The organism is Cellulosimicrobium sp. NPDC057862 (assembly GCF_042797035.1).
GTDB lineage: Bacteria > Actinomycetota > Actinomycetes > Actinomycetales > Cellulomonadaceae > Cellulosimicrobium.
The window spans coordinates 39,126-62,949 of record NZ_JBHVMH010000005.1; the positions used below are offsets into that span (position 1 = coordinate 39,126).

Annotated in this window: 22 protein-coding genes; 21 read left to right on the top strand and 1 reads right to left on the bottom strand. The window is 75.0% G+C overall.

Going from position 1 to position 23,824, the window contains the following annotated elements:
- The 20 genes from smc (at window position 1) to ACFVN3_RS08845 (ending at window position 21,695) form a co-directional block, all read left to right on the top strand.
- Window positions 1-3,558, top strand: coding sequence for a chromosome segregation protein SMC (smc, locus tag ACFVN3_RS08750; RefSeq protein WP_378232403.1), 3,558 nt, complete (start codon window positions 1-3; stop codon window positions 3,556-3,558).
- A gap of 150 nt (window positions 3,559-3,708) precedes the next feature.
- On the top strand, window positions 3,709-4,089 hold the full coding sequence (locus tag ACFVN3_RS08755; RefSeq protein ID WP_378232404.1) for a hypothetical protein: 381 nt from the start codon (window positions 3,709-3,711) through the stop codon (window positions 4,087-4,089).
- A gap of 54 nt (window positions 4,090-4,143) precedes the next feature.
- On the top strand, window positions 4,144-5,316 hold the full coding sequence (ftsY, locus tag ACFVN3_RS08760; RefSeq protein ID WP_378232406.1) for a signal recognition particle-docking protein FtsY: 1,173 nt from the start codon (window positions 4,144-4,146) through the stop codon (window positions 5,314-5,316).
- Between the two features lie 215 nt (window positions 5,317-5,531).
- Window positions 5,532-6,845 (top strand): ammonium transporter, encoded by a 1,314-nt coding sequence (locus tag ACFVN3_RS08765; RefSeq protein ID WP_378232407.1) that lies wholly within the window; start codon window positions 5,532-5,534, stop codon window positions 6,843-6,845.
- Window positions 6,842-7,180: a P-II family nitrogen regulator gene (locus tag ACFVN3_RS08770; RefSeq protein ID WP_047232645.1), complete on the top strand. Its 339-nt coding sequence runs from the start codon at window positions 6,842-6,844 to the stop codon at window positions 7,178-7,180. The genes ACFVN3_RS08765 and ACFVN3_RS08770 overlap by 4 nt, the downstream gene beginning before the upstream one ends.
- A gap of 16 nt (window positions 7,181-7,196) precedes the next feature.
- The gene (locus tag ACFVN3_RS08775) at window positions 7,197-9,059 is read left to right on the top strand and encodes a [protein-PII] uridylyltransferase (protein WP_378232409.1); all 1,863 of its coding nucleotides are present in this window, start codon (window positions 7,197-7,199) and stop codon (window positions 9,057-9,059) included.
- Window positions 9,060-9,171: 112 nt separating this feature from the next.
- On the top strand, window positions 9,172-10,782 hold the full coding sequence (gene ffh, locus ACFVN3_RS08780) for a signal recognition particle protein (protein ID WP_378232410.1): 1,611 nt from the start codon (window positions 9,172-9,174) through the stop codon (window positions 10,780-10,782).
- A gap of 151 nt (window positions 10,783-10,933) precedes the next feature.
- Entirely contained in the window at window positions 10,934-12,058 is a 1,125-nt protein-coding gene (locus tag ACFVN3_RS08785) for an amidohydrolase family protein (protein ID WP_378232411.1), read from the top strand.
- A gap of 171 nt (window positions 12,059-12,229) precedes the next feature.
- On the top strand, window positions 12,230-12,667 hold the full coding sequence (gene rpsP / locus ACFVN3_RS08790) for a 30S ribosomal protein S16 (protein ID WP_047232648.1): 438 nt from the start codon (window positions 12,230-12,232) through the stop codon (window positions 12,665-12,667).
- Window positions 12,667-12,906, top strand: coding sequence for an RNA-binding protein (locus ACFVN3_RS08795; RefSeq protein ID WP_024840519.1), 240 nt, complete (start codon window positions 12,667-12,669; stop codon window positions 12,904-12,906). The genes rpsP and ACFVN3_RS08795 overlap by 1 nt, the downstream gene beginning before the upstream one ends.
- 141 nt (window positions 12,907-13,047) lie before the next feature.
- Window positions 13,048-13,644, top strand: a complete 597-nt coding sequence (rimM, locus tag ACFVN3_RS08800) for a ribosome maturation factor RimM (RefSeq protein ID WP_378232412.1) — start codon at window positions 13,048-13,050, stop codon at window positions 13,642-13,644.
- A gap of 2 nt (window positions 13,645-13,646) precedes the next feature.
- Entirely contained in the window at window positions 13,647-14,474 is an 828-nt protein-coding gene (gene trmD, locus ACFVN3_RS08805; protein WP_378232413.1) for a tRNA (guanosine(37)-N1)-methyltransferase TrmD, read from the top strand.
- 274 nt (window positions 14,475-14,748) lie between these two features.
- Complete coding sequence (gene rplS, locus ACFVN3_RS08810) at window positions 14,749-15,108, top strand: 50S ribosomal protein L19 (protein ID WP_378232414.1); 360 nt, start codon at window positions 14,749-14,751, stop codon at window positions 15,106-15,108.
- Between the two features lie 140 nt (window positions 15,109-15,248).
- Entirely contained in the window at window positions 15,249-16,079 is an 831-nt protein-coding gene (lepB, locus tag ACFVN3_RS08815) for a signal peptidase I (protein ID WP_378232416.1), read from the top strand.
- A 131-nt stretch (window positions 16,080-16,210) separates the two neighbouring features.
- Complete coding sequence (locus ACFVN3_RS08820; RefSeq protein ID WP_378232580.1) at window positions 16,211-16,945, top strand: ribonuclease HII; 735 nt, start codon at window positions 16,211-16,213, stop codon at window positions 16,943-16,945.
- Between the two features lie 37 nt (window positions 16,946-16,982).
- Window positions 16,983-17,282: a DUF2469 domain-containing protein gene (locus tag ACFVN3_RS08825; RefSeq protein WP_024840525.1), complete on the top strand. Its 300-nt coding sequence runs from the start codon at window positions 16,983-16,985 to the stop codon at window positions 17,280-17,282.
- A 113-nt stretch (window positions 17,283-17,395) separates the two neighbouring features.
- Entirely contained in the window at window positions 17,396-17,755 is a 360-nt protein-coding gene (locus tag ACFVN3_RS08830) for a YraN family protein (RefSeq protein ID WP_047232652.1), read from the top strand.
- Complete coding sequence (locus tag ACFVN3_RS08835) at window positions 17,755-19,293, top strand: YifB family Mg chelatase-like AAA ATPase (protein WP_378232417.1); 1,539 nt, start codon at window positions 17,755-17,757, stop codon at window positions 19,291-19,293. Before ACFVN3_RS08830 ends, ACFVN3_RS08835 begins: the two co-directional genes overlap by 1 nt.
- Window positions 19,286-20,629, top strand: coding sequence for a DNA-processing protein DprA (gene dprA / locus ACFVN3_RS08840; protein ID WP_378232418.1), 1,344 nt, complete (start codon window positions 19,286-19,288; stop codon window positions 20,627-20,629). The genes ACFVN3_RS08835 and dprA overlap by 8 nt, the downstream gene beginning before the upstream one ends.
- 94 nt (window positions 20,630-20,723) lie before the next feature.
- Entirely contained in the window at window positions 20,724-21,695 is a 972-nt protein-coding gene (locus ACFVN3_RS08845; protein ID WP_378232419.1) for a tyrosine recombinase XerC, read from the top strand.
- A gap of 26 nt (window positions 21,696-21,721) precedes the next feature.
- On the opposite strand, the gene ACFVN3_RS08850 is transcribed toward ACFVN3_RS08845, so the two are convergent.
- Window positions 21,722-22,297, bottom strand: a complete 576-nt coding sequence (locus tag ACFVN3_RS08850) for a M23 family metallopeptidase (RefSeq protein ID WP_378232421.1) — start codon at window positions 22,295-22,297, stop codon at window positions 21,722-21,724.
- A 433-nt stretch (window positions 22,298-22,730) separates the two neighbouring features.
- Between ACFVN3_RS08850 and rpsB the strand changes: the two genes are divergently transcribed.
- Window positions 22,731-23,714, top strand: coding sequence for a 30S ribosomal protein S2 (rpsB, locus tag ACFVN3_RS08855; protein ID WP_378232423.1), 984 nt, complete (start codon window positions 22,731-22,733; stop codon window positions 23,712-23,714).
- The last annotated feature ends 110 nt before the right edge of the window (window positions 23,715-23,824 follow it).

The window sequence follows — 23,824 nt, forward strand, 5'->3', positions numbered from 1 at the left end:
GTGCACCTCAAGACCCTGACGCTGCGCGGCTTCAAGTCGTTCGCGTCCGCGACGACGCTGAGCTTCGAGCCCGGGGTCACGTGCGTCGTCGGGCCGAACGGCTCGGGCAAGTCCAACGTCGTGGACGCGCTCGCGTGGGTCATGGGCGAGCAGGGGGCCAAGACCCTGCGCGGCGGCAAGATGGAGGACGTCATCTTCGCGGGGACGTCCGGGCGGCCGCCGCTCGGGCGCGCCGAGGTCTCCCTGACGATCGACAACACCGACGGCGCGCTGCCGATCGACTACACCGAGGTGACGATCTCCCGCACGCTGTTCCGCAGCGGGGGCTCCGAGTACGCGATCAACGGCTCCGCGTGCCGCCTGCTCGACATCCAGGACCTCCTCTCGGACTCCGGCCTCGGCCGGGAGATGCACGTGATCGTCGGGCAGGGTCAGCTCGACGCCGTCCTGCGCGCGACGCCCGAGGACCGGCGCGGGTTCGTCGAGGAGGCCGCGGGCGTCCTCAAGCACCGCAAGCGCAAGGAGAAGGCGCTCCGCAAGCTCGACGCGATGCAGGCCAACCTCACCCGGCTCGCCGACCTCACGACGGAGATCCGCCGCCAGCTCGGCCCGCTGGGCCGGCAGGCGGAGATCGCCCGCAGGGCCGCGACGATCCAGGCCGACCTGCGCGACGCCAAGGCCCGCCTGCTCGCGGACGACCTCGCGCAGCTCACCGCGACCCTCGAGCAGGAGATCGCGGACGAGGCGGCCCTGCGCACGCAGCAGGCGGAGGTCGAGCGGGCGCTCGCCACGGCCCGCGACGGGCTCGGCCGGCTCGAGCGCGAGGCCGCGGAGGCGGCTCCCGCGCTCGGCGCCGCGACCGACGTGTGGTTCCGGCTGTCGTCCCTGCGCGAGCGCCTGCGCGGCACGCAGACGCTCGCGGAGGAGCGTGTCCGTCTGCTCGGTCGCCCCGAGCCCGGCCCGCGCGGCCAGGACCCCGACGAGCTCGAGGCCCAGGCGGAGCGCGTGCGCGCGACCGAGTCCGAGCTCGAGGCCGAGGTCGCGCGCGCACGGGGCGCGCTCGCGGCGGCCGTCGCGGACCGTGAGGACGTCGAGCGGTCGGCGGGCGAGGCCGAGCGCGCGGTCGCGACCCTGCTCCGCGGTGCCGCCGACCGCCGGGAGGGCCTCGCGCGCCTCGCAGGCCAGGTCGCCGCGCAGCGCACCCGGGTCGAGGCGGCGGAGGCGGAGATCGGGCGGCTCCGCGAGTCGCTGGCGGAGGCCGAGCTCCGGGGCACCCGGGCGCGCACGGACTTCGCGGTGCTGGAGACCCAGGTGGTCGGCGCCGAGGAGGGCGAGGAGGGCCTCGACGCCGAGCACGAGGCTGCGGCGGACGAGGTCGAGCGGACGACGACGGTCGTGCGGGAGCTGGAGGACGACGCCTCCGCCGCGGACCAGGAGCGCGCCACGTGGAGCGCGCGGATCGAGGCGCTCGAGCTGAGCCTCGACCGCAAGGACGGCGCCGGTGCGCTGCTCGCCGCCGACGGCGTCGGCGTGGTGGGGTCGCTCGCGGCGCTGCTCGGCGTGGAGGCCGGGTACGAGGACGCCGTGGCGGCGGCGCTCGGCCCCGCCGCGGACGCCGTCGCGGTCGAGTCGGTGGACGCCGCCGTCGACGCGCTGCGCTACCTGCGCACCGAGGACGCCGGCCGGGCAGGGCTCGTCGTCGCGAGCGACGCGGCGCACGGGCGCGGGCGCGACGCGGCCACCCTGCCCGACGGCGCGCGCTGGGCCGTCGACGTCGTGACGGCGGGCGGGGGCGTCGGCCACGCCGTGCGCGCCCTGCTCACGGACGTCGCCGTCGTCGACGACCTCGCGCAGGCGCGCGCCCTGGTGGCCCGGCATCCCGGCGTCGCGGTCGTGACGCGCGGGGGCGACCTCCTGGCGGCGACGCGCGCGTGGGGCGGCTCGGCCTCGGCGCCGAGCGTCCTGCACCTCCAGTCCGCGCTCGACGAGGCGCGTGCCGCCCACGACGACGCGTCGGCCCGCGGAGAGCGCGCGCGGTTCGCCCTCGTGGGTGCGCGCGACGCCGCGCAGGGGGCGCGCGCCCGCTACGACGACACCCTCGACCGGCTCAACGAGTCGGACGCCCAGCTCGCGGCGGTCGCGGAGCAGCTCGGCCACCTCGGTGCGACGGCGCGCTCGGCGGCCGCGGAGGCGGAGCGCGTGCGTGCCTCGCTCGGGCGGGCGTCGCAGGGGCTCGACGACGCGCGCGAGGCGCTCGCTGGCCTCGTCGAGCGGCTCGACGTCGCGGAGGCGGCGCCGGAGCAGTCCGAGGAGGCCGTCGCCGCGGCGACCACGGAGCGCGACCGCCTCCTCGCGCTCGCGTCGGCGGCCCGGACCACGGAGACCGAGGCGCGCCTCGCCCTGCGCACGAGCGAGGAGCGCGCGCGGGCCGTGGCCGGCCGGGCTCAGTCCCTCGCCCGGGCCGCAGCGGCGGAGCGCGAGGCGCGCGAGCGGGCCGCACGGCGGGAGGCCGCCCGGGTGCGCCAGTCCGAGCGCGCGTCGGCCGTGCGCGACGGCGCGGCGCGCGCCCTCGGCGCGGTCGACCGGTCCCTCGCCCGCGCGGGCGAGGAGCGCGAGGCCGCGGAGGCGGCGCGCGCCGAGCGCGACGCCGCCGTGACCGCTGCCCGGCGCGAGGTCGACGACCTCGCCTCCCGCCTCCGCGAGCTGACCGACGTCGCGCACCGCGACGAGGTGGCGCGCACCCAGCAGCAGCTCCGGATCGAGCAGCTCCAGGCGCGCAGCGTCGAGGAGCTGGGCCTCGACCCCGCGGTCCTCGTCGAGGAGCTCGGCCCCCACCGCGACGTCCCGGTCCCGTCGGACGACGACGAGCCGCGAACCGTGCCCTACGACCGTGCGGCCCAGGAGAAGCGGCTGCGCGCCGCCGAGCGCGACCTGGGCCGGCTCGGCAAGGTGAACCCGCTCGCGCTCGAGGAGTTCGCGGCGCTCGAGGAGCGGCACAAGTTCCTCGCGGACCAGCTCGCCGACCTCAAGAAGTCGCGCGCCGACCTCCTGGAGATCGTCAAGGAGATCGACGAGCGGGTCGAGCGCGTCTTCGCGGACGCCTACCGCGACACCGCCGAGCAGTTCGAGCGGGTGTTCGCGCGCATGTTCCCCGGCGGCGAGGGTCGGCTCGTGCTCACCGACCCGGACGACATGCTCACGACCGGGATCGAGGTCGAGGCGCGACCGGCGGGCAAGAAGGTCAAGCGGCTCTCGTTGCTCTCCGGCGGTGAGCGCTCGCTCACGGCGGTCGCGCTGCTCGTGGCGATCTTCAAGGCCCGCCCGTCGCCGTTCTACGTCATGGACGAGGTCGAGGCGGCCCTGGACGACGTCAACCTCGGCCGCCTCCTCGAGATCTTCCGGGAGCTCCAGGAGGACTCGCAGCTCATCGTCATCACGCACCAGAAGCGGACGATGGAGATCGCCGACGCCCTCTACGGGGTGACGATGCGCGGGGACGGCGTGACGACCGTCATCAGCCAGCGGATGAACGAGGCGCGCGAGGACGTCCCGGTGTGAGGCGACTCACCCCGTGCGGGAGCACCCCGCCGACCTGCATCGATGCCTCGAAATCGTTGGAATTCCGGGCCTTGTGAAGATGTAGTGCTGATCGGACGGCACGGCGTGGCACCGGTCGCGGCGGCTGCTTCGACCCGGATACTGGACCTCATGGTCTGGATGTTCGTGTGGCTGGGGCTCACGCTCGGCGTCGCCGCTGTCGTGTTCCTGTTCGCGAGCGTCGTCGCGCGTTCGGAGGCCCAGTCGTCGGCCGCGCAGGGGGACCGGTCCGGAGACCAGTGGATGCGCGCGTTCTGGCGCGACTTCCGCTCGGGGCTGCGTCGGCGGCGCCGGCGCGGGAGCCTCGACGCGCACCACGTCGGGACCGTGCGCATGCCCCGACCCGTGGACACGAGCATCGACGACTTCTTCACCGCGACCGAGGTGACGTCGAACGCGTACGTCGACGCGGAGGAGCTGACCGACGTCCTGCACCGCGCGCGCGAGCGCGTGCGGCCGCTGCACCCGGGGGAGCGTCCTCCCCAGGCGTAGCCGCCGCCGGGTCACCACCGCGTCACCTCCGCTCTCGTCTGAGAGACTTCCGGGGTGAACGACCTCCTCCCGCTCTGGATCGTCCTCGGCGTCCTGCTCGTCGTCGGCCTCGTGACCTTCGGGACCGTGTCGGTCCGCCGACGCCGCCGCGACGTCGTCGAGTCCCCTCCCGCCGCACCGGTCGAGCCTCCCGCGACCCGCGAGGCCGCGGCGGCCCCCCCGGAGGCGGAGGACCACGCCCCGCCGGCGGCGGAGGCTGCCCCCGCACCGACCGTCGAGCGCCCCGAGCCCGTGGGCGGTCGCCTCGTCCGGCTCCGTGAGCGGCTCGCGCGGTCCGGCTCGCCGCTCGGCGCCCGCCTCCTCTCCGTGCTCTCGCGCGACCACCTCACCGAGGACGACTGGGACGAGCTCGAGGAGACGCTCCTGCTCGCGGACGTGGGTGCCGGTCCGGCCGGCGAGCTCATCGACGCGCTGCGCACCAAGGTCCGGGTCCTCGGGGTGCGGGACGCGGCGAGCGTGCGCGACCTGCTGCGCACCGAGCTCGTCGCGCTCGTGGACCCGTCGCTCGACCGGTCGCTGGCGACCTCTCCCCACGCCGGGGACGACGGGAGCCCGGTCCCGGCCGTGGTGCTCGTCGTCGGCGTCAACGGCACGGGCAAGACCACGACGGTGGGCAAGCTCGCGCGCGTGCTCGTCGCGGAGGACCGCAGCGTCGTGCTCGGCGCGGCCGACACGTTCCGTGCCGCGGCCGCGGACCAGCTCGAGACCTGGGGCTCGCGCGTGGGCGTCCCGACCGTGCGGTCCGACCGCGACGGTGCCGACCCCGCCGCCGTGGCGTTCGACGCCGTGCGCCGCGGCCGCACCGAGGGCGTGGACGTCGTGCTCGTCGACACCGCCGGGCGGCTCCAGAACAAGCAGGGCCTCATGGACGAGCTGGGCAAGATCCGGCGCGTCATCACCAAGGAGGCGCCGCTCTCCGAGGTCCTCCTCGTCCTCGACGCGACGACGGGGCAGAACGGGCTCAACCAGGCGCGCGTCTTCGGCGAGGTCGCGGGCGTCACCGGCATCGTCCTGACGAAGCTCGACGGCACCGCGCGCGGCGGCATCGTCGTCGCGGTCCAGCGCGAGCTGGGCGTCCCCGTGAAGCTCGTCGGGCTGGGGGAGGGCCCTGACGACCTCGCCCCGTTCGTCCCGGAGCAGTTCGTCGACGGTCTCCTCGGCGACTGACTGACGCCCCGCGGCGGGTCACGGTCGTGTCACGGTGCGATCACGAGCGTGTCGCGATCCGGACGCCGCGCGGCGCCTCCACCCGGGTGAAACGGAACGTTTACGTCCGAGGAACGCTTGTCACACCCGCGTAACACGCCGACACCGCGGGGGAAACCCGCCCGCACCACCGTAGTCCCCGACCGGCCGCCCGGCTGGCGAGGGGAGATGATCCGATGGAGTGGGACACCGGGGCAACCGCGTGGATGCTGACCTCAGCATCCCTCGTGCTCCTGATGACGCCCGGACTGGCGTTCTTCTACGGCGGCATGGTCCGCGCCAAGTCCGTGCTGAACATGATGATGATGTCGTTCGGCGCGATGGCCGTCGTGGGCGTCGTCTACGTGCTGTGGGGCTGGTCGATGTCCTACGGCGAGGCCGGGACGGGTGGCCTCGTCGCCAGCCCGTTCGCGCAGTTCGGCCTCTCGGGCGCGATCACCGACGCCGACGGCAGCGCCGTGGCGAGCACGCTCGGCAACTACCCGAACGTGGTGGACATCGCGTTCCAGGTGACGTTCGCGATCATCACGGTCGCGCTCATCTCCGGTGCGCTGGCCGACCGCGTCAAGTTCGGCACGTGGCTCACCTTCACGGCGATCTGGGTCACCGTGACGTACTTCCCGCTCGCCCACATGGTCTGGGGCGGCGGCTTCCTCTCGGGCAACGAGAACGGCCTCGCGGCGAGGATCTTCGGGGTGACCGACGGCGCCGCCACGGTCGCGCCGATCGACTTCGCGGGCGGCACGGTCGTCCACATCAACGCCGGTGTCGCGGCCCTCGTGCTCGCGATCCTCATCGGCAAGCGCAAGGGCTTCGGCAAGGAGCCGATGCGCCCGCACAACCTGCCGTTCGTCATGCTCGGTGCGGCGCTCCTGTGGTTCGGCTGGTTCGGCTTCAACGCGGGCTCGGCCTTCGGGGCCAACGAGACCGCCGGGCTCGCCTGGGTCAACACGACGAGCGCCACCGCGGCGGGCATCATCGGCTGGCTCCTCACGGAGAAGATCCGCGACGGCCACGCGACGTCGCTCGGTGCGGCGTCCGGCGTCGTGGCGGGTCTCGTCGCGATCACGCCGGCCGCTGGAGCCCTCAACCCGGTGACGTCGATCGTCCTCGGTCTCGTCGCCGGCGCGCTCTCCGCGCTCGCGGTCGGGCTCAAGTACCGGTTCGGCTACGACGACTCGCTCGACGTCGTCGGTGTCCACCTGGTCTCGGGCCTCTGGGGTACCGTCGCGATCGGCTTCCTCGCCACCGACACGGGCCTGTTCTTCGGCGGCGGCGCGCAGCAGCTCGTCGTGCAGATCCTCATCGCCCTCGTCGCCATCGTGTTCTCGGCGGCCACCACGCTCGTCATCGGCCTGATCCTCAAGGTCACGATGGGCTGGCGGGTCAGCGAGGACGCCGAGGTCGGCGGCATCGACCTCGCGGTCCACGGCGAGACGGCGTACGAGTCCATCCAGCAGGGCAGCGTCATCAAGGAGGTGCGGGCATGAAGCTCGTCACGGGAATCATCCAGCCGCACCGGCTCGACGACGTGAAGTCGGCGCTCGAGGCCGCGGGCGTGCGGGGCATGACGGTCAGCGAGGCCAGCGGCTACGGGCGCCAGAAGGGCCACACCGAGGTCTACCGCGGCGCCGAGTACACCGTCGACCTGGTGCCCAAGGTCCGCATCGAGGTCCTCGTCGACGACGCCGACGCGACCGTGGTCACCGAGGTGATCGTCAAGGCGGCGCAGACCGGCAAGATCGGCGACGGCAAGGTCTGGACGGTCCCGGTGGACGACGTCGCCCGCGTGCGCACGGGCGAGCACGGCCCCGGCGCTCTGTGAGGCGACGGACCATCGGATGACCGACCACGCCGACACCCCGACCACGGGCGGGGTCGCAGGGGGATCGGCGGGGCGCCTCGGGCAGCAGCCGGGCGAGCAGAGCGCGGAGGTCCCGCACCCCGAGGGGGTGCGGGACCTCCGCGCGCGGATGCTCGACGTCGCGCGGTCCATGAGCGGACCCGGCCGCAGCGGGGTCGCGCGCCGGGCCGCCGTCGTCGACCTCGTGACGTCGTCCCTCCAGGGCCTGTGGCGTGAGGCGACCGACGGCGTCGTGCCCGACGGCATCGCGCTCGCCGCCGTGGGCAGCCTCGGCCGGGGCGACATGGGGCCCGCGAGCGACCTCGACCTCGTCCTCGTCCACGACGGCCGCAGCCACGCGGCCGACGACGTCGCGCGGGTCGCCGAGCGCCTGTGGTACCCGCTCTGGGACGCCGGGGTCGACCTCGACCACTCGGTGCGCTCGCTCTCGCAGTGCCGCCAGGTGGCGTCCAAGGACGTCCCCGCGGCCGTCGGCTGGCTCGACGTGCGTGCGGTGGCGGGAGACGCGGTCGTCGTGCACCGGGCGTCGTCCGCGGTCCTCACGGACTGGCGCTCGGCGTCGCGTCGCCGCCTGCCCGACCTGCTCTCCTCGACGCGCGAGCGTGCCGAGCGGTCCGGCGAGCTCGCGTACCTCATCGAGCCCGACCTCAAGGAGTCGCGCGGCGGGATCCGGGACGCGGTCGTGCTCTCGGCACTGGCCGCGACGTGGCTCACGGACCGTCCGCACGGGTCGGTCGACCGTGCGCACGCGCACCTGCTGGACGTGCGCGACACCTTGCAGGTCGTCACCGGACGGCACACGAGCCGTCTCCTGCTCGCCGACCTCGACGAGGTCGCCGCGCTGTCCGGGTTCGACGACCCCGACGAGCTGCTCGCGAGCCTCGCCGCGGCCGGCCGCGAGGTCTCCTACGCGCTCGACACGACGGTCCGCCGCGCCCGCCAGGCGCTCCAGCGGCCCTCGATCGCCCGCCGTCCGGTCCTCGTCCGGGGCCGCCGGGCGGCACCGCGGCTGCGGTCCGTCGGCGACGGGCTCGTCGAGCACGACGGCGAGCTCGTGCTCGCGGTGGACGCCCACCCCGCGTCCGACCCCCTCCTCTCGCTGCGCGCCGCCGCCACCGCCGCGCGGACGGGCCTCACGCTCTCCCCGGTCTCGGTCGCGAGCCTCGCCCAGTGCCCGCCCCTCCCCGAGCCGTGGCCGCGGGCCGCGCGCGCGGCGTTCCTCTCGCTGCTGGGCTCGGGGCAGGCCCAGGTCGCCGTGTGGGAGGCGCTCGACCTCGCCGGCGTGGTGACCACGTGGATCCCGGAGTGGGCCGGAGTGCGCAACCGTCCGCAGCGCGCGGCCGTGCACCGGCACACCGTCGACCGTCACCTCGTGGAGGTCGTGGCGCGCGCGGCCCGGGGCCGCAAGGACGTCGAGCGACCGGACCTGCTCCTGCTGTCCGCGGTGCTGCACGACATCGGCAAGCGCGCGGGCGCCGTCGACCACTCGGTCGAGGGCGCGCGGCTGGTCCCCGCGATCCTCGGCCGCATGGGCTTCGAGCCCGAGGTCGTGGCCGACGTGGAGCGCCTCGTGCGGCACCACCTGACGCTGTCCCGGCTCGCGGTGAGCGAGGACCCGGACGACCCGGCGACGGTCGCGGAGCTCGCCGACGCCGTCGACCACCGGCCGGAGCTCCTCCGGGTGCTGCGCGCGCTGACCGAGGCGGACGCGTCGTCCCTCGGGCCGAGCGCGTGGACCGCGTGGCGGGCGCGGCTCGTCGACGACCTCGTGGGGGAGACGCTGCGCGCGCTGGGGGCTGTGCGCAGAGACGTGCCGAGAGATCCGGACGCCGCCGGGTAGGCTGGTCCCTCGCGGACGGCCCGTCCTCCGCCAGCCCGTGCCCGGCCTCGGGCGAGGGCAGGCGGGAGCGCCGACGCAGACGAGACTTCCGACGACTGGTGAGGATGACGCGGTGTTCAACACGCTGTCGGACCGACTGACTTCGACCTTCAAGAACCTGCGTTCCAAGGGCCGGCTGTCCGAGGCGGACATCGACGCGACGATCCGGGAGATCCGGCGCGCGCTGCTCGACGCCGACGTGGCGGTCCCCGTCGTCCGCGAGTTCAGCGCGACCGTGCGCGAGCGGGCGCTCTCGTCCGAGGTCTCGGGCGCGCTCAACCCGGCGCAGCAGGTCGTGAAGATCGTCAACGAGGAGCTCGTCGGCATCCTCGGCGGCGAGAGCCGCGGGCTGCGGTTCTCCAAGACGCCGCCGACGGTCATCATGCTCGCGGGTCTCCAGGGCGCGGGCAAGACGACGCTCGCCGGAAAGCTGGCGCTGCACCTGCGCGAGCAGGGGCACACGCCGCTCCTCGTCGCCGCGGACCTCCAGCGGCCGAACGCGGTCACCCAGCTCAGCGTCGTCGCCGAGCGCGCCGGGGTCCCGGTGTTCGCCCCGCACCCGGGCAACCAGAGCGGCGTCGAGGTCGACGACGTCATCGGCGACCCGGTCGCCGTCGCGCGCGAGGGCGTCGAGACGGCGCGCCAGCGCCAGCACGACGTCGTCATCGTCGACACCGCGGGCCGCCTCGGTCTCGACGCCGTGCTCATGCAGCAGGCCTCGGACATCCGCGACGCCGTCCAGCCGGACGAGGTCCTCTTCGTCATCGACGCGATGATCGGCCAGGACGCCGTCGCGACCGCGAAGGCGTTCGAGGAGGGCGTCGACTTCACGGGCGTCGTGCTCACGAAGCTCGACGGCGACGCGCGCGGTGGTGCCGCGCTGTCGGTGCGCGGCGTCACCGGGCGCCCGATCCTCTTCGCGTCCACGGGCGAGAAGCTCACCGACTTCGAGGCGTTCCACCCGGACCGCATGGCGTCGCGCATCCTCGACATGGGCGACGTCCTCACGCTCATCGAGCAGGCAGAGAAGGCGTTCGACGCCGAGCAGGCCGCGAAGATGGCGGAGAAGGTCGCCACGGGGCAGGACTTCACGCTCGCCGACTTCCTGGTGCAGATGCAGCAGATGAAGAACATGGGCTCGATGAAGAAGATGCTCGGGATGCTCCCGGGCATGGGCCAGATGCGCGAGGCGCTCGACAACTTCGACGAGCGCGAGGTCGACCGGATCGAGGCGATCATCCGCTCGATGACCCCCGCGGAGCGCGACAACCCGAAGATCATCAACGGGTCGCGCCGCGCGCGCATCGCGCGAGGCTCCGGTGTGACGACGAGCGACGTCAACCAGCTCCTGGAGCGGTTCGCGGGCGCGCAGAAGATGATGCGGCAGATGAGCCGCGGCGGCGGGATGCCGGGGATGCCGGGCATGGGCAACCTCCCGGGCATGGGCGGCAAGAAGGCGCGCGGGCGCCAGGCACCCCAGCGCAAGGTCAAGGGCAGGTCGGGCAACCCGGCGAAGCGCGCAGCGCAGGAGCGCGCGGCCGCGGCGCGAGCGGCGGGAGAGGCCACGGGTCCGGCGGCACCCGCCGGCTCGGCGTTCGGCGTGGGCCGGGCCGACGAGCCCGCACAGCCGTCGCCGGACGACCTCCAGCTCCCGCCCGGGTTCGAGAAGCTGCTCGGCCGCTGACCGGACCGGCGCCTACCCACCGCACGCGCCCGTGTCCCGGCTGCGTCCCGGGGGCGCCCGGGCGCTAGGTTATGTCCGTGGCACCTGCCCGGTGCCTGCCCGCGTCCGCGAACCGGGCCGACCGTCCTGACCGTCCTCACCCAGGAGCCGCATGTCCGCGCTGGAAGGCCCCACGCTGCACGTCCGCGGCCACGTCATCGTCGGCGACGACCGCGAGGTGGGCGACCTGTGGGTCAAGGACGGGCGGATCAGTCTCACCCGACCGTCGGCGCAGGGCACCAACATGGTCGAGCTCGAGGGCTGGGTCCTGCCCGGCCTCGTCGACGTGCACTGCCACGTCGGCCTGGGTGCCCAGGGCGCGGTCGACGCGGCGACGGCGCAGGACCAGGCCGTCACGGACCGCGACAGCGGCGTCCTCCTCGTGCGCGACGCGGGCTCGCCGCTCGACACGCGGTGGGTCCACGGGCGGCGCGACCTGCCGCGGCTCGTGCGGGCCGGGCGGCACCTCGCGCGCCCCAAGCGCTACCTGCGGAGCTACGGGCTCGAGCTCGAGGACGTCGCCCAGCTCCCCGAGGCCGTGCGGCGCGAGGCGCGCCAGGGCGACGGCTGGGTGAAGATCGTGGGCGACTGGATCGACCGCGACCTCGGGGCCGAGGGAGACCTCCGGCCGCTGTGGCCCGACGACGTCCTCGCCGAGGCCGTCGCCGCCGCGCACGCCGAGGCCGCGCGCGTCACCGTGCACGCCTTCTCCGAGGAGGTGATCCCGTCCCTGCTCGCCGCGGGCGTCGACGGGATCGAGCACGGCACGGGGATCGACCCCGACCTGATGTACGAGATCTCCGAGCGCGGGGTCGCGGTCACGCCCACCCTGTTGCAGGTCGGCCAGTTCGAGGCGATCGCCCGGCAGGCCGACGCGAAGTACCCGGTGTTCGCGGCGCGCATGCGACGGCTGCACGAGCGGAGGTACGAGCAGGCCCGGGCGCTGTACGAGGCGGGCATCCAGATCCTCGTGGGGACGGACGCGGGCGGGACGATCGGGCACGGCCGCCTCGCGGACGAGTGCGCCGAGCTCGTGGCCGCCGGCATCCCCGACGCGGCGGTCGTCGCGGCGGCGAGCTGGCAGGGCCGGGAGTACCTCGGCTACACGTCGCTCGTCGAGGGCGCGTCGGCGGACTTCGTCGTGTACCCGCAGGACCCGCGCCAGGACGTCGGCGTCCTGCGCGCGCCGACGGCGATCGTGCTCCGCGGCGAGATCGTCGCCCCGCACGCGGGCTGAGGGGTCGCGCGCAGGTTGGTCCCGGCCGGTCCGGTCTGGCACAATGTCCCGGTACTCGGCGTGCCCCGGCCCCTCTCTCCGGCGCGTGCCGTGTCCTGAACCCCTTCCTCGTCCTGTCCCCACGGGACGGGTCCGGGTTCGCCCGAACCAGAACCAGGAGAGACCACCACTGTGGCCGTCAAGATTCGTCTGAAGCGTCTCGGCAAGATCCGTGCGCCGTACTACCGTGTCGTCGTCGCGGACTCGCGCACCAAGCGTGACGGTCGCGTGATCGAGGAGATCGGCAAGTACCACCCGACCGAGGAGCCCTCGTTCATCGAGATCACCTCGGACCGCGCCCAGTACTGGCTCGGCGTCGGCGCGCAGCCGACCGAGCAGGTGCTCGCGCTCCTCAAGATCACGGGCGACTGGCAGAAGTTCAAGGGCCTGCCCGGGGCCGAGGGCACGCTCAAGGTCAAGGGCGAGAAGGTCGACCCGGCCGCCGCGATCGAGGCCGCCGCCGCGGACGCGGAGAAGGTCAAGGCCAAGGCTGCCGAGAAGAAGACCGAGGCTCCGGCCGAGGAGCCCGCCGACACGGCCGACGAGGCCGCTGCCGACGAGCAGGCCTGATGATCGCCGAGGCGCTCGAGCACCTCGTGCGTGGCATCGTGGACAACCCGGACGACGTCCGGGTGAACGCGAAGACGCTGCGTCGCGGTGACCTGCTCGAGGTCCGGGTGCACCCGGACGACCTCGGCCGCGTGATCGGTCGTGGCGGACGCACCGCCCGTGCCCTGCGCACGGTGATCGGCGCGCTCGCGACCGACGGGCCGGTCCGCGTCGACGTCGTGGACGTCGACCGCCGCTGAGGCCCGCACATCGTGCCCCGCGAGGGGCCACGGGCTAGGCCCGGCCCGCCGACCGGCGGGCCGGGCCTTCCTGTTCCCGCCACCCGACCAGGTGCCGACCCGGCACCACCCCTGAACAGGACCACCGGAGGAGTGACGACCATGGAGCTGACCGTCGCGCGCGTCGGCAAGGCGCACGGACTGCGTGGCGAGGTCGCGCTCGACCTGCGCACCGACGATCCCGAGGAGCGCCTCGCCGTGGGCGAGCGCCTGGAGACGCGGCCCGCGACGGCGGGACCGCTCACGGTCGGGACCGTTCGGGTGCACCAGGGGCGGTGGCTCGTCGGCTTCGAGGGCGTCCGCGACCGCACCGCCGCCGAGGCCCTGCGCGGCGTCGAGCTCGTGGTCGAGGTCGACGCGTCCGACGAGGAGGACGCGTGGTACCCGCACGAGCTCGTCGGGCTCCGCGCGGAGGACCCGGACGGCCGGCCCCTCGGACGCATCGACGGCCTCGAGCACCTGCCCGCGCACGACGTCCTCGTGCTGCGCGAGACCGGGGGCGCCCGCACGCTCGTCCCGTTCGTCCGGCAGATCGTCCCGCTCGTCGACGTGGCCGGCGGCCGGGTCGTGCTCGACCCGCCGGGCGGGCTGCTCGCGTCGGACGCCGACCGGCTCGAGGTGGCGACCCCGGACGGCGGCGAGGAGACGTCGGGCCCCGCCGCGAGCGAGCCGGACGACCCGCGCGACGGCGAGGCCTGACCGTGCGCATCGACGTCGTCACGATCTTCCCCGACTACCTCGCCGCGCTCGACCTGTCGCTCGTCGGCAAGGCGCGCACCGCGGGGATCCTCGACCTGCGCGTCCACGACCTGCGGGACTGGACGACGGACCGGCACCGCACCGTGGACGACACACCGTTCGGCGGCGGGGCGGGCATGGTCATGCGCCCCGACGTGTGGGGCCGCGCGATCGACGACGTGTCGGGCCTCTCGGCCGGGACGCCGGACGGTGACGAGGCCAGGGCCAGCGCCGTGCACCTGGTCGTGCCGACGCCGTCGGGCGAGACCTTCACGCAGCGCACGGCGGAGGCGCTCGCGAGCGAGGAGCACCTCGTCGTCGCCTGCGGGCGCTACGAGGGGATCGACGCGCGCGTCGCCGAGCACTACCGGTCGGCCGGGATGCGGGTCAGCGAGCTGTCGATCGGGGACTACGTCCTCAACGGGGGAGAGGTCGCCGCGCTCGTCATGGTCGAGGCGGTCGGGCGGCTGCTGCCGGGCGTCGTGGGCAACCCCGAGTCGCTGGTCGAGGAGTCGCACGGTGCCGCGGGCCTGCTCGAGTACCCCGTGTACACGAAGCCGCCGGCCTGGGACGGGCTCGAGGTGCCCGACGTGCTGCTCTCGGGCCACCACGCGCGCATCCACCGCTGGCGCCGCGACCAGGCCCTGCGCCGGACCGCCGCGCGGCGGCCGGACATGGTGCGCGCGCTCGACGTCGACACGCTCGACCGGCACGACCTGGAGGTCCTCGCCGAGGCCGGGTGGTCCGTCGTCGACGGCCGCCTCGACCGCGCCGGGCACGACGCCTCCTGACCCTCCGCGGTGCGCGGGGGGTCGTCCTCGGGCCCGGGCTGCCGCCGGTCACCGGCATGTGGCAGAATGGTCGATCGGTGTGTGCCGCCCCGGAACCTCTGCCACAGGGGAGCCCGCGCCCGGATCCTCGGGCGGACTGGCACGACGCGTCGACGACCGCGAGGTGGTCGACCGTCCACGCGCAGCACGGCACACCCCACCGACAGACCACGACGGCCCGGCGCGCCCGGGCCACGAGCACGCGTCCGACCTGTGGCGGACGAGGAGAAGCACCATGCACACGCTGGACAGCGTCGACGCAGCATCGCTGCGCAGCGACGTCCCGGAGTTCCGCCCCGGCGACACGCTCAAGGTCAACGTCAAGGTCGTCGAGGGCACCCGCTCCCGCGTCCAGGCGTTCCAGGGCGTCGTCATCGCCCGTCAGGGTAGCGGGGTCCGCGAGACGTTCACGGTCCGCAAGATCAGCTTCGGCGTGGGTGTCGAGCGCACGTTCCCCGTGCACTCGCCGTCCATCGACTCGGTCGAGGTCGTGACGCGCGGTGACGTGCGCCGCGCCAAGCTGTACTACCTCCGCGCGCTGCGCGGCAAGAAGGCGAAGATCAAGGAGAAGCGCGACACCGCGCCCGCTCGCTGATCGGCTGTCGGCAGGTACTGCCGCTCCGCTCGAACGACGGCGGCCGTCCCCTCGGGGCGGCCGCCGTCGTCGTCCCCGGACGCGCGGTCCGAGGGCCGGTCCGTTTCTCGGAAGACGGCAGAAGGTGGCATTGTGAACGCGTGACCGACAGCGCCCCGCCCCGCGGCCCGCAACCCGACGCCGGTACCGAGCGCGCGGCGCTCGGTCCTCGGGACGACGAGGAGACCCCGCAGCACGGGGAGCACCTCGCGGAGCCTGGTGCGCACCGGTCGGGTCGCGGGGCCGGGGAACGCCCGGCGCGGAAGTCGTCGCTGTTGCGCGAGACGGCGATCATCGTGGTCAGCGCGCTGGTGCTGTCGCTGCTCATCAAGACGTTCCTGGTGCAGGCGTTCTTCATCCCGAGCGCGTCGATGGAGGACACCCTGGTCGAGGGCGACCGGGTGATGGTGTCCCGGCTCGTGCCAGGCGCGTTCGACGTGCACCGGGGCGACATCGTGGTGTTCAAGGACCCGGGCGGGTGGTTGCCGCCGCCGGTGCCGCAGGCCGAGAGCCCGGTGTCGGAGGCGGTGCGCGCGGCGCTGACCTTCATCGGCCTGCTGCCGCAGGACACCGGTGAGCACCTCATCAAGCGGGTGATCGGCACGCCGGGAGACCACGTGGTCTGCTGCGACGCGGAGGGGCGGGTGAGCGTCAACGGGGTGTCGATCGACGAGACCTACATCAAGCCCGGCTCGATCCCCAGCCAGGACCCGTTCGACCGCACGGTGCCCGAGGACATGCTGTTCGTCATGGGCGACAACCGGCAGAACTCGGCGGACTCGCGCTACAACACGGGCAAGCCCGGCGGCGGGTTCGTGCCGATGGGCAACGTCGTCGGGACGGCGTTCGTCAAGGTCTGGCCCCTCTCCCACCTGGGCCTCCTGCGCAACCCCGGCGACGTGTTCGCCGACGTGCCCGAGGTGGAGCCGTGACGCTCGACGCCGTCGCGCCTCCCACCGTCCCCGGGCCCCCCGCGGCACCCGACGCGCGTGCAGCCGTCGCGCCCGTGCGCGCGCGCCGTGCGACCACGCGTCGTCGACCGGACCTCCGGCAGGAGCGCGCGATGCTGCGCGACGGAGCCCGGCTCGTCGCCGGCATGGACGAGGTCGGTCGCGGGGCGCTCGCCGGGCCGGTCTCGGTGGGCGTCGTGGTCGTCGACCTCGCGACGAAGCCCTGCCCTCCCGGGCTCACCGACTCCAAGCTCCTCACCGCGGCCGCGCGCGAGGCCCTCGTGCCGCTCGCGCGTGCGTGGTCCGTCGCCTGGGCCGTGGGTCACGCCGGTCCCGCCGAGATCGACGCGCACGGCATCGTCGGTGCGCTGCGCCTCGCGGGCCGCCGGGCGCTCGCCCAGGTGCGCCGCACGGTCGGCGACGTCGACGCCGTCCTCCTGGACGGCAAGCACGACTGGCTCAGCCGCCCCTCGGCGGTGGACCTCTTCGAGGCGTTCGACCTCGACCCGCACGACGACGAGCGTCTCGTCGACCCGCGGGTGCGCACGCTGGTCAAGGCCGACCTCCAGTGCGCCTCGGTCGCCGCGGCGAGCGTCCTCGCGAAGACGGAGCGCGACGGCCTCATGACCAGCCTCGCACGGCAGTACCCCGCCTTCGGGTGGGACCAGAACAAGGGCTACGGCGCGGCGGCCCACGTCGAGGCCCTGCGCGAGCACGGCCCGACGCCGCAGCACCGCAGGTCCTGGCGGCTGCCCGAGCGGGGCGACGAGGGTCTCGACGTCCCCGCGTACGGGGAGCCCGTGGACGTCCTCGAGCTCGACCCCTACGCCACCCTGCCCACGAGCTGAGGCGGGCGCCGAGCGCTCGATGGTCCATGATGGAGGCGTGAGCGCCGAAGACCTCGAGAACTACGAGACCGAGATGGAGCTCGCGCTGTACCGCGAGTACCGCGACGTGGTGGGCCTGTTCTCGTACGTGGTGGAGACCGAACGTCGCTTCTACCTGGCGAACCAGGTGGACCTCCAGGTGCGTTCCGCAGCGGGCGAGGTGTACTTCGAGCTGCGGCTCGCCGACGCGTGGGTGTGGGACGTGTACCGGTCGGCACGGTTCGTGAAGTCCGTGCGCGTCGTGACCTTCAAGGACGTCAACGTCGAGGAGCTCGCGAAGGCTGAGCTCCAGCTCTGACCACGGTCCAGGCCGTCCACAGGACGGCTTCCTGACGGTCCCGTCCACAGGCGGTCGCGAGTCTCTGGCGGTGCGTCCCCCCGTCGCCCACGGTGGGCGGCGGAGGTGAGCCCATGGGAGCGAAGGACGCCGTCGGGCGGTACGGGGAGAGGGTGGCCGCGGCCCACCTGGTCGAGGCGGGATGGACCCTGCTCGACCGCAACTGGCGCGGGACGCGCGGCGAGCTCGACGTCGTCGCGCTCGACGGGGACGTGCTGGTCGCCGTCGAGGTGAAGACGCGTCGAGGCACCGGCTTCGGGCACCCCGCCCAGGCCGTGACGCCCGCGAAGCTCGGTCGCCTGCGGCGGCTCACGGGGGAGTGGCTCGCGACCCACGACGTGCGCGCGCGGTCGGTCCGCATCGACGTCGTCGCCGTGCTCGTGGCACGAGCGGGCGCCGCACAGGTGGAGCACCTCGTCGGGGTGAGCGCCTGATGGGCCTCGGCACGACCCGCGCCGTCGCGCTCGTCGGGCTGTCGGGCCATGTCGTCGAGGTGCAGGCGCACCTCGCGGCCTCGGTGCCCGGGTTCGTGCTCGTCGGGCTCCCGGACGCGGCGCTCAGCGAGTCGAGGGACCGCGTGCGTGCGGCCGTCACGTCGTCGGGCATCCCGTGGCCGCAGCGCAAGGTCACGATCAACCTCTCGCCCGCCGCGCTCCCCAAGTCCGGCACGGGCTTCGACCTCGCGATCGCGGTCGCGCTCCTCGCCGGCGCCCAGGTCGTCCCGGTGCGCGCGGTGGAAGACGTGGTGCACCTCGGTGAGCTGGGCCTCGACGGCCGCCTCCAGCCCGTGCGCGGCGTCCTGCCCGCGGTGGCGGCGGCCGTCGCCGCGGGGTTCCGAGAGGTCGTCGTGCCTGCAGCCGACGTCGAGGAGGCACGGCTGGTCCCCGGTGCGCGTGTCGTGGGGGCGACGACCCTCGCGGACGTCGCCCGGCTCCACGGGGCGTCGCTCGACGACCCGGGCGGTGCCGCGTCCCCGGTCGTGGTGCCGCGGCCCGCCGCGGTGCGCCCGCAGCCGGGGGACCTCGCGGACGTCGTGGGTCAGGACGAGGCACGGCACGCGCTCGAGGTCGCGGCCGCGGGAGGTCATCACCTGCTGCTCGTCGGGGCGCCGGGTGCGGGCAAGACGATGCTCGCGTCGCGGCTGCCCGGGATCCTGCCCGACCTCACGGAGGGCGAGGCTGTCGAGGTGACAGCCGTTCACTCGGTGGCCGGGGTGTTCGATCCCGGAACCGGGCTCGTGCGCCGTCCGCCGTACGAGGACCCGCACCACACGGCCACCCCGGCAGCGATCGTCGGGGGCGGCAGCGGCCTGCCCCGGCCCGGCGCCGCGTCGCGCGCCCATCGTGGAGTCCTCTTCCTGGACGAGGCGCCGGAGTTCGGGGCGCGCGTGCTCCAGACCCTGCGTCAGCCGCTCGAGCACGGCGAGCTCGTGATCCACCGGGCCGGCGGGACGGCGCGGTACCCCGCGCGCTTCCAGCTCGTCCTCGCGGCGAACCCGTGCCCGTGCGGCAAGGGCGTCGGCAAGGGGCTCGAGTGCACGTGCTCGCCCGTCGCGCAGCGCCGCTACTTCGGCCGGTTGTCCGGTCCGCTCCTCGACCGGGTCGACGTCCAGGTCGAGGTCCGGCCCGTCACCCGGGTCGAGCGGGCCGGCGCCGCGCAGCCAGAGCCGAGCGTCGCGGTCGCGCGGCGCGTCGCCGCCGCCCGAGAGACGGCGGCCACCCGACTCGCCGGCACCCCGTGGCGGACGAACGCGGAGGTGCCCGGCACCTGGCTGCGCGACCGGCTCGGGCCCGACCCGGGCCTCCTGACGGACGTCGACACCGCGCTCGACCGCGGCACCCTGAGCCTGCGGGGAGCGGACCGCGTGCTGCGTCTCGCCTGGACCGTCGCCGACCTCGCCGGGCACGCCGCGCCCACGCGCGCCGACGTCGGGGCCGGCCTCGCGCTCCGGACGCGGGGCTACCGTGGCTGAGCGCCGGGCGGGCCCGACGACACCCGTGCGCCCGGCGTTCGACGTCACCGACGACCGGCTCGCCCGGGCGGCGTGGTCACGCCTGGCGGAGCCGGGGGACGAGGTCGCGGTCGCGCTCGTCGAGCAGCTCGGCGCCCCGGCCGCGCTCGCCTGGCTCGTGGAGGCGGTGAACGACCCGGCCCGGGCACGCCGGTCGCTCGTCGGACTCGCGGAGGACTTCGGCGACGAGCGAGAGGGGCTGGACGGGCTGCTCGGGGTGACCGGGATCGGTGCCGCGGTGCCGACCGACGACCGGCGCGCGCCCGTCCGCGATCCACGGAGCGGGCCCGTCGCGCGGCTCCTGCGCGCCGTCGCGCGCTGGGCACCGCGGCTCGACGGCCTCGACCCGCGCCGCGAGCTCCACGTGCTGCACCGCCTGGACGGCTCGCTCGTCGTCCCGGGCGACCCGGGCTGGCCGACGGCCCTCGACGACCTCGGTGCGGTCCGTCCGCTCGCGCTGTGGGTCCGGGGGTCGGACCGCCTGGCGGAGCTGGCCGCACGGTCCGTCGCGGTGGTGGGGGCGCGCGCCTGCACGGACTACGGGCGCCACGTGACGGGGGAGATCGCCTCGGGACTCGCTGCGCGCGGGTTCACGGTCGTCTCCGGAGGGGCGTACGGCATCGATGCCGCGGCGCATCGCGCCGCGCTGGTGTCGTCCGCCCCGACGGTCGCGTTCCTCGCCGGTGGGGTGGACCGGCTCTACCCGGTCGGCAACACCGAGCTCCTTCGGGCCGTCGTGGGTACGGGCGGCGGCGCCGTGGTGTCGGAGGTCCCGCCGGGCTCCGTGCCCAGCAGGGTCCGCTTCCTCTTGCGCAACCGGCTCATCGCGGCGTTCGCAGGGGCGACCGTGGTCGTGGAGGCGGCCTGGCGCTCCGGGTCGCTGAGCACGGCCGTGCGCGCGGCCGAGCTCTCCCGACCGGTCGGCGCCGTCCCCGGGCCCGTGACCTCCATGGCGTCGACGGGCTGCCACCGGCTCCTGCGCGATGGTGCCGCCGTGTGCGTCACCGACGCCGACGAGGTGGCGGAGCTGGCCGGGGCGCTGGCGCGGGACGCGGCGCCGGCGGCGCCGGCCGCCGGGACGCGCAAGGCGCCCCGCGATGCCGCGTACGACGGTCTCGACGCCGTCGAGACGCGGACGTGGGACGCCCTGCCGCTGCGCGCGGGGGCGCCGACGGACGCGGTCGCCCGGTCGGCCGGGCTCGCCGTCTCGGAGGCCGTCGGTGCCCTCGGACGGCTCGAGATCCGCGGCCTCGCCGAGCGGACGACCGGCGGATGGCGGCGCGTCCGCGCGGGGTGAGGAGGTCGGTCGGACGAGTCACGGCGGCGGGCGGAGGGGGGAACGGCCGGAGCGCCTCCGGCGGTCCTGCGGTCCCGCGCGCGAGACTGGCGGAATGACCCGCTCGACCCGTCCCGACGACTCCGCCGACCTGCCGGACGAGCGCCGACCCGACGCCCTGCCGCCGGCGCTCGACGCGGCGCTCGCGGACTTCGGGACCCAGCTCGAGGTCGCGCAGGGTTCGTCCGCGCACACGGTGCGTGCGTACACGGGCGACGTCGAGGCGCTGCTGGGCCACGCCGCCCGGCACGGCGCGACGTCACCGCAGGACGTCGACCTCGCCGCCCTGCGGGCGTGGCTGACGGAGCAGTCGGAGCGCGGGCTCGCCCGCGCGACGCTCGCACGGCGCGGCGCCGCCGCGCGGGCGTTCTTCGACTGGGCACGCCGGACCGGTCGCGTCTCGGCGGACCCCGCCGCACGGCTCGCGAGCCCGCGCGTCCCGCGCACCCTGCCGACCGTGCTCACGGCCGACGCCGCCGGCCGGATGCTCGACGCCGCCCGGGAGGCGGCGGGCGAGGGCGACCCGGCCCGGCTGCGCGAGTGGGCGGCCGCCGAGCTGCTGTACGGGGCCGGGATCCGCGTGGGCGAGCTCGCGGGGATCGACGTGGACGACGTGGACCTGTCGCAGCGGGTGGTCCGGGTGCTCGGCAAGGGGGACAAGGAGCGGGTCGTGCCGTTCGGCGTCCCGGCGGCTCGTGCCGTGACCCGGTGGCTGGACACGGGTCGGCCGGCGCTCGTCACGGAGCGGTCGGGCGCCGCGCTCCTCGTCGGGGACCGGGGCGGTCGGTGGGGTCAGCGGCAGGTGCGCGACGTCGTGCACCGCCTCGCGCTCGCCGCCGGGGTCGACGACGTCGCTCCGCACGACCTGCGGCACAGCGCCGCGACGCACCTGCTCGCCGGCGGGTCAGACCTGCGCAGCGTGCAGGAGATCCTCGGGCACTCGTCGCTCGCGACGACGCAGCGCTACACCCACGTGACGGCCGAGCGGCTGCGCAGCTCGTTCGAGCAGGCCTTCCCGCGCGCCTGAGCATCCCTGCGGCCGCCGTCGTCCGACTACCGGTTCCCGAGCGGGAGCAGCACGATCGGGGGACGCTCGCCGAGCAGCGCGAGCGGGTCGACGTAGCGCTCCGCCCGCCGGACGCCCCAGTGCACGCAGGTGCCCGCGCAGTGGCTCGCGACGGCGCCGTCCTCGGGCGCCTGCACCGTCCCGAGGACGCTCCCCGCGGCGACGTCCGTCCCCCGCGCCGCCACGGGGGTGACCGGCTCGAGCGACGTGCGGAGCCCGTCGTCGTGCGTGACCACGACCACGTCGCGGCCCGCGACGGGCCCGGCGAACGTGACCACCCCGTCCGCCGGGGAGAGGACGGGCTCCCCGGCCGCGGCGGCGAGGTCGACGCCCCGGTGGCCGGGCAGCCAGTCGTGCAGGGGCGGGTCGAACGGCGCGAGCACGCCCAGGGCGCCGGGTGCGCGGTCGAGCGGCGGCACCCAGCCCGGGGACGCCACCGGGGCGCCCTCGGGACTCCCGCCCGGCGCGGCCGAGGCCACCGGGGCGAGGGCGAGGAGGAGCGCGGACAGCACGAGGGCGACCCCACGTGGTCGGGTCGTCGCAGAGGTACGGTCGTGAGCCATCGCGCCAGCGTGCCCGACGCAGGCCCGCGACGCCGTGCCAGCCGCTGCGGCCTGTGGACGACGGCCCCGGCGGCGCCTGCGGCCGGCGGCTGTGGTCGGCCCTGCCGTCGGGTAGACTTGCCGCTGCGACCGGCGCGTTCGCCGTGCCCGGCCCGAGGTGATCACCTCGGTCGAGGACGGAGCCGGTCGACTTCGCGCGTCACGTCCTCGCCCATCCTCCCGGCTCTTGCCGGTCCGGGCGGGGCCGCGTCCGGCGTCGGTCCTGCCCGCACCTGCTCGAACGGTGCGTCGCAGGCGTCGGCACGGGTGGCGCCAGGGGTGCGACCACCAGGGTCGTCACCGACAACCGCACCGCGGTCCGTCCTCCGGGAGGGGCCGCCAGAAGCGTGCGCGCACCGGGTGGATCCCGGGCCGCACGGCGAAAGGACGTGTCATGGCCGTCGTGACCATGCGCCAGCTCCTCGAGAGCGGTGTCCACTTCGGGCACCAGACCCGCCGTTGGAACCCGAAGATGAAGCGTTTCATCTTCACCGAGCGCAACGGCATCTACATCGTCGACCTCCAGCAGTCGCTGTCGTACATCGACCGTGCGTACGAGTTCGTCAAGGAGACCGTCGCGCACGGCGGCTCCATCCTGTTCGTCGGCACCAAGAAGCAGGCCCAGGAGCCCGTGGCCGAGCAGGCCGCGCGCGTCGGGATGCCGTACGTGAACCACCGCTGGCTCGGCGGCATGCTCACCAACTTCACCACGGTGCACAAGCGTCTCCAGCGCCTCAAGGAGCTCGAGGAGATCGACTTCGACGACGTCGCGGGCTCCGGCCTGACCAAGAAGGAGCTCCTCGTCCTGCGTCGCGAGAAGGACAAGCTCGCCCGCACGCTCGGCGGCATCCGCGACATGGCGAAGGTCCCCTCCGCCGTGTGGATCGTCGACACGAACAAGGAGCACCTCGCGGTCGACGAGGCGCGCAAGCTCAACATCCCGATCGTCGCGATCCTCGACACCAACTGCGACCCCGACGTCGTGGACTACAAGATCCCCGGCAACGACGACGCCATCCGCTCCGTCACGCTGCTCACGCGCGTGATCGCGGACGCTGCCGCCGAGGGCCTGCTCCAGCGTCACTCCGGCCGCTCCGGCGCCGAGGCCGAGGCGGGCGCCGAGGCCGAGCCGCTGGCCGAGTGGGAGCGCGAGCTCCTCGCCGGTGCCGAGAAGCAGCTCGAGGCTGACGAGACCGCCGCCGAGGCGAACGTCGAGGCCGCCGCGGCCGAGGAGGTCGCCGAGGCTGCTGCCGAGGTCGCCGCCGAGGAGCCGGGCGACGCCGCCGCCGAGGTCGTGGCCGAGGCTGCTGCCGAGGTCGCCGTGGTCGCCGACGCGGAGGCCGTGGTCGCCGACGCCGAGGCCGACGAGACCAAGTGACGTCCCGGGGTGGGGGGGGGGGGGGGGGGGGGGGGCCCCGGGGGGGGCCGCCCCGGCCCCCGGGGCCCGCCCCGGGGGCCCCGCGCCGTGGCCGGGCCGAAGAACCCGGG